This is a genomic window from Yoonia sp. (genome assembly GCF_036770585.1).
Classification (GTDB): domain Bacteria; phylum Pseudomonadota; class Alphaproteobacteria; order Rhodobacterales; family Rhodobacteraceae; genus Yoonia.
This window is the reverse complement of the sequence record NZ_DAIPIW010000009.1, coordinates 35,440-41,696: the sequence shown is the minus strand read 5'-3', so window position 1 is coordinate 41,696 and position 6,257 is coordinate 35,440. Positions and strand designations below refer to the sequence as shown.

The 6,257-nt window shown below is 63.7% G+C and carries 6 protein-coding genes; all 6 read right to left on the bottom strand.

Annotated elements, in window-relative coordinates; genetic code table 11:
- Positions 1–1,316 (bottom strand): FAD-dependent oxidoreductase (locus tag V7N12_RS03385; RefSeq protein WP_333712697.1); only part of this gene is annotated, 1,316 nt, incomplete at its 3' end.
- Positions 1,313–2,212, bottom strand: a complete 900-nt coding sequence (locus V7N12_RS03380; RefSeq protein WP_333712696.1) for a homocysteine S-methyltransferase family protein — start codon at positions 2,210–2,212, stop codon at positions 1,313–1,315. The genes V7N12_RS03380 and V7N12_RS03385, both read right to left, overlap by 4 nt.
- Positions 2,209–2,649 (bottom strand): pyridoxamine 5'-phosphate oxidase family protein, encoded by a 441-nt coding sequence (locus V7N12_RS03375; RefSeq protein WP_333712695.1) that lies wholly within the window; start codon positions 2,647–2,649, stop codon positions 2,209–2,211. The genes V7N12_RS03380 and V7N12_RS03375 overlap by 4 nt, the downstream gene beginning before the upstream one ends.
- A 14-nt stretch (positions 2,650–2,663) precedes the next feature.
- A complete protein-coding gene (locus V7N12_RS03370; protein WP_333712694.1) occupies positions 2,664–5,132 on the bottom strand; it encodes a GcvT family protein in 2,469 nt (822 codons plus the stop codon).
- A 25-nt stretch (positions 5,133–5,157) separates the two neighbouring features.
- Entirely contained in the window at positions 5,158–5,748 is a 591-nt protein-coding gene (locus V7N12_RS03365) for a helix-turn-helix domain-containing protein (protein ID WP_333712693.1), read from the bottom strand.
- Between the two features lie 56 nt (positions 5,749–5,804).
- Positions 5,805–6,257, bottom strand: a complete 453-nt coding sequence (locus V7N12_RS03360; protein WP_333712692.1) for a GAF domain-containing protein — start codon at positions 6,255–6,257, stop codon at positions 5,805–5,807.

Sequence of the window (6,257 nt, the reverse complement as noted above, 5' to 3'; positions counted from 1 at the left end):
AAGACCGCCCCGCGTTCGGCCAGATGATGGTGAAACGGCGTGCGCCGCACCCCGCGCGCGGTGGCCTTTTGCCGGTAAGGGAAGTGGTCGGCGTAGAGCAGGCCCAGCGTCTCTTTCGAGCGCTCGAAAAGGTATGTCTTGTTCCCCTGAAACGGCTGCATGCGGGAGATATCCACATCGCCCAGATCGAAAGGCTTTTCGCCGCCGTCCATCCACTGCGACAGCGCCATGCCCGCGCCACCCGCCGACTGTATACCGATGGAATTGAAGCCGGCGGCGACCCAGACGTTGTCCATTTCTGGCGCAAGGCCAAGGTGATAGGCATCGTCAGGGGTAAAGCTTTCGGGGCCGTTGAAGAAGGTATGTATCCCTGCCTCGGCCAGCATCGGCATCCGATTGACGGCGTTTTCGAGGATCGGTTCGAAGTGATCGAAATCCTCGGGCAGTTGGTCGAATTCGAAATCCTCGGGGATGCCGTTTATGGCCCAGGGTTTGGCGTTGGGCTCAAACGCGCCCAGCAGCATCTTGCCCGCGTCTTCCTTGTAATAGGCACATTCATCGGGCACCCGCAGGACGGGCAGTTGGGTCAGTCCGGGGATCGCCTCGGTCACGATGTAGAAATGCTCGCAGGCGTGCAGCGGGACATTCACGCCGGCCATGCGGCCCACCTCATGACCCCACATGCCCGCGCAGTTCACGATCATGTCGCAGGTCATGGTGCCGGTTGCCTCGCCTTGCGCCCAGTTCACCGAAGTCACGCGGCGCCCCGTCCTGGTGATACCCGTGACCTTGGTGCGTTCCGCCACGACAGCGCCCCGCATCCGCGCGCCCTTTGCCAGCGCATGGGCGATATTGGCCGGATCGCCCTGCCCATCCAGCGGCAGGTAAACCCCTGCCTTCACATCGTCGGTGTTCAGGTGTTCGTAGCGCGCCTTCACCTCGGCGGGTGAGATTTCCTCGATCTGCACACCAAAGGCCCGCGCCATACCGGCGGAACGGAAGATCTCTTCCTTGCGTTCCTCGGTCAGCGCCACGGTGATCGAGCCCACGCGCCGAAAGCCCGTCGCGACCCCCGTTTCCTCTTCCAGACTGCCGTAGAGTTCCTGGCTATACTTCGCCAGCTTCGTCATGTTCGCCGTCGCCCGCAATTGCGCGATCAGACCGGCGGCATGCCAAGTGGTGCCGGATGTCAGTTGCTTGCGTTCCAGCAGGACAACATCGGTCCATCCCAGTTTGGTCAGGTGATAGGCGACAGAACAACCGATCACACCGCCGCCGATGATCACGACGCGGGCATGGGTGGGCAGGGCGGTCATGCGGGGACTCCTTCAAGATCAGGGGCGACAATCCTGTGCCCTGCGCTGGTGATGGCTTCGGCAAGTCTGGCGATATGGGCGGGGCCGACCTCGCAACAGCCGCCGACGATGGTGGCGCCTTGCGCGATCCAGCCCATGGCGAAGGCGGCGTAAGCCTCGGGGTCGAGGTCCGCCCGCGCGGTCAGCGCATCGACGGTCGGTTTGTCGGCAAGAAACCCGGCCGAGATTTTCGTGAACCCGTTGGCATAGCCGCCGAAAGGCCTGGTGCCCGTCGCCAGCACCTTGATCGTCTCGGAAACCGCCTCGGGGACCGAGCAATTGGCCAGCACCGCCGCCGCGCCGTCCAGATGGGGCAGGGCATCCGCCACCGCCTCGCCCGAGCGCAGGCGTGTGCCGTCCGTGTCATCCACCGTCAGCGCGACCCAGACAGGCTTGCCGCTGGCCGTTGCCGCCTCAAGCGCCGCGCGGGCATGGGCGATGGAGGCCACGGTCTCGCAGATGAACAGGTCCACATGCGGCGCAAGCAGGGCGACGACCTCGGCATAGGTTGCGACGGCCTTGTCATGTGGCGGCATCAGGTCGGGACGATAGGAGGCCCGCAAGGGCCCCAGCGATCCCGCAATGACGCCAACGCCCGCCGCCTCTTTCAGGGCGGCCATGTGCAGGGCTTCGAATTGGCCCTCCATCCCTGTGCCCTCAAGCCGGTCGCGGTGGATGGCGTAGGTGTTCGCGGTGTGCACCGTCGCACCGGCCGCGCGATAGTCGGCATGGACCTCCGCCACCAGCCCGGGGTGATCGACCATCACTTGCGTCGACCACAAAGGCGTCGGGCGGTCACCGGCACGATGCACCAGTTCCTGCCCCATGCCGCCATCGAGAAGAATGATATCTGTCATGGAAAGACCTTTCCGTATTTGTCCTTGTAGAGCGCGATCATCTCGTCCTCGGTCACGCCGTCGTCATAGGGCGGTGTCCGGATTTCACTAGCCGCCGCGATGTCGATCTCGACCAGCGCGCCGATGCGGCGGGCCAGATCACCGAAAGCTGTCTGCCAGCGGGGAAGCATGTCCGAGAAACTGCCGGTCCCCTTCAGATGCACAGCCGCCTTGCCCGCCACGCGCACCGCCTTGCGGCGGAAAGGGTCGATGAAATTCACCTCGACCCGCGGGTCGGCGGTCAGGTTCGCACGGGTCTGGGGCGAACGGATGTCCGCGAAGGCCAGCCGCCGATCATCGAGAACAAGAAACGTCCCCTTGGGCGAGACCGCAGGTCCCCCATCCGCCCTGACAGTCGCGACAAACCCCAAGGGAAAGGCCGCGATCAGATCTTTCATCGATTGGGTCAGCATCAGGCCCTGATCCGCGCGTTCTCGGGATCCCACAAGGGCGCATCCGCATGGATCGTGGCCGGATAGCGGATCCCGTAGATATCCACCTCGACCTTGGCGCCCGGCACGGCAAGGTCCGCGCGCAGCATCCCCAAGGCGATCGACTTGTTCACGCGGTAGCCCCATGCGCCGGATGTGGTTTCGCCCACGACCTGATCCCCGACCCAGAGGGTCGACATGTAAGGCGCATCCGAAGGCCCGGCCTGATCCAGCGTCAGCGTCACGAACCGCTTGGCCACGCCGCGCTGCTTTTCGGCCAGCAGCGCCGCCTTGCCGGGGAACTCCTGCGGCTTGTCGAATTTGACGAACCGGTCCAGCCCGCCTTCCAGCATGGAATAATCCGTGGACAGATCGCCCTTCCACGCGCGATAGCCCTTTTCCATCCGCAGGGCGTTCAGGGCGAACATCCCGAAAGGCTTCATCCCCAAGGGCGTCCCCGCCCGCAGCAGCGCGTCATAGACCGCCGGGGTGTCCTCGACCTTGGAGTGAACCTCCCAGCCCAATTCGCCCGCGAAACTGACCCGGACCAGTTGCACCCAAGTGCCGTCCAGTTGAGCGGATTGATGGGTCAGCCAGGGCAGGGAAAGGTCGGCATCCGTCAGGCCGGCCAGTATCTGCCGCGATTTCGGACCGGTCAGGATCTGGCAGGAAAACTCTTTGGTTACATCCGTCAGGGTGAAGGCCGCCGCTTCGGGCAGATGCTTTTGCAGCCATTCCATGTCGTGCCACTGGGCCACGGCGGCGGTGATCAGGAAGAAGAAATCCTCGTCCAGCCGCATCGCTGACATCTCGGTCACGATGCGCCCGCGATCGTCGGCGAAGTAGAGCAGACCGATCCGCCCCACCTTGGGGATACCCCCCGTGCAAAGCCCGCGCAGAAAGTCCGCAGCCCCCGGCCCCTGCAAGCGGTAACGCGAGAAACCGGGCAGGTCGAGCAAGCCCGCCGCATCGCGCACCGCCTCGCATTCTTCCTTGATGCGCGGCTGCCATGGCCCTGCGCGGTCCCATGTCTGGGTCGCGGCCTCGGAGGTGTCGTCGCCTTCCTTGGCGAACCAGTTCGCGCGCTCCCAGCCGTTATAGGCGCCCATCTGGCCACCCAGAGCCTTGATCCGGTCATGCACCGGCGACAGCTTCTTGTCGCGCCCCGCGGGCCATGCGTGATGCGGAAAATGCATGCCGTATTCGTGGCCGTAGGTCTCGACCGCTTTCTGGTGGCAATAGTCGTGGTCGGTGTAGTCTGTATAGCGGCGCGGATCGCAGGACCACATGTCCCATTCGGTCTTGCCATCGACGATCCATTCGGCAGCGACCTTGCCCGCACCACCGCCTTGGGTGATGCCGAAGGTAAAGACGCAGGCCTCGAAGGCGTTCTTCACGCCGGGCATCGGCCCCAGCAGCGGCAGGCCGTCGGGGGCGTAAGGGATCGGGCCGTTGATCACACGGCCCACACCGGCAGACCCTAGGATCGGCACGCGCGCCATCGCGTCTTCGATGATCGCCTCGAGCCGGTCCAGATCGTCGGGGTAGAGCTGAAAGCTGAAGTCATCGGGCTGCGGATCATCCGGCGTCACCCAATGTGCCTTGCAGTTGGGTTCATAAGGGCCAAGGTTCAGCCCGTGCTTGTCCTGCCGCAGGTAGTAGGACACATCCACATCGCGCAACAAAGGCACCTTGTGACCCTGCGCCTCGGTCCATGCCTTCAAGGCGGGGATTTCCTCGGTCAGGAAGAACTGGTGGGACATGGTGACCATCGGCACCGTGCGCCCACCGTAGGGCTTGAACCATTCGCCGACGCGCTGGGCGTAGTAGCCCGCGCTGTTCACCACGATCTCGCAGTCGATATCGCCTTTCTCGGTATGCACGGTCCATGTGCCGTTGGGGTGTTGGGTCACACCTGTCGCGGAACAAAAGCGTTCGATCTTCGCCCCCATCTGCCGCGCGCCCTTGGCCAGCGCCTGCGTCAGCTGGGCAGGGTCGATATCGCCATCATCGGGATCATAAAGCGCGCCCTTGATGTCGTGGGTTTCAAGGAAAGGGTGCAATTCCTGCGCCTCTTCGGGGGTCAGCAGGCGCAGGTTCAGCCCCTGATAATTGCCCATCCCCATTGCGCGGGCGAATTCCTGCATCCGTTCCTTGCCATGCGCCAGCCGGATCGAGCCGGTGACGTGGTAGTTCATCGGATAATCGACCTCTGCGGCCAGCCCCTTGTAAAGACCCAGCGAATAGCGCTGCATGTTCATCACGGCCCACGAGGTGCTGAAGGACGGACAGTTCCCCGCCGCGTGCCAGGTGGACCCGGCGGTCAGCTCGTTCTTTTCCAGCAGGACGCAATCGGTCCAGCCCTTCTTGGCAAGATGATAGAGGGTCGAGACGCCGACGACCCCGCCACCGATGATGACGACACGGGCGGAGGTGGGAAAATCTGACATGCGTGCGGCTCCTTGGGTGTTGGGGCTAGTAGACGGGGGGCGAGATCACCCAGATGATCTCGCATGGCGTGGGGCCGGGGTTGGCCCAAGTGAAGGCTTCGCCGCGCAGGCGGAAACTGTCGCCTTTGGCAAGGGCGAAGGACCGGCCGTTCACGCGCAGCTCGAACCGGCCCGAGACGACATAACCCACCTCTTGCGTTTCGCGCACCACGGGTTTGGTGATCGCGGCACCGGGGGCAAAGCTGGAATGGATCACCTCGAAGTCATCGGCCAGATCGGGTGACAACAATTCCTCGGACAGGCCCGGCACGCGGTTTCCAATGGGGCGGCGGGCATCGGCGCGCACGATGATGCCCAATTCCTCTTGGGCGGCACCGACCTGCATGAAACTGGCCAGCGAGACATCCAGCAGCTTTGCCATCCGTTCGAGATCGGCGTTCGAGGGCAGGGACTTGTCCCGTTCCACCTGACTGAGCCAGCCGACCGACCGGTCCAGCGCCTCGGCCATGTCCGTCAGCGTCATCTTGCGCGACTTGCGCAGGGCGCGAATATCCGCACCCAGTGTCGGCACGGTGGTGCGTTCGGACAGAGCGGCAGTGGCGTGAAAAATTCCCATGAATTTTCATAGCACGGGATTTTGATTCCGCTCAAACGGAATTTCTGCGGAAAGTTTCAGCGCCTGAAAACCGCCCCCAGAATGGCACCCAGCCCCTTGGCGTCATCTTCGGTAAAGGCATCCGGCTGGTCGCTGTCGATGTCGAAAACGGCGATCAGATCACCCTTGGCATCCAGCACCGGAAGCACGATTTCCGACCGCGTGCTTGATGCACAGGCGATGTGACCCGCAAAGGCATCCACATCGGGCACAAGCTGCACCGCGCGCGTCCGCGCCGCCGCCCCGCAGACCCCGCGCGAGAAGGGGATCACCAGACAGCCATGCCCGCCCTGATAGGGCCCGATCTTCAGCATCTCGGGGCCGGTCACACGGTAAAACCCCGTCCAGTCGAAACGGTCGTCGCTGTGATGCACCTCGCAGGCGACCGTCGCCATCAGGGCGATCACGTCATCCTCGCCCTCGGTGAGCGAGGCGATGGTTTTCGACAGATCGTCATAATCGACGCGCAT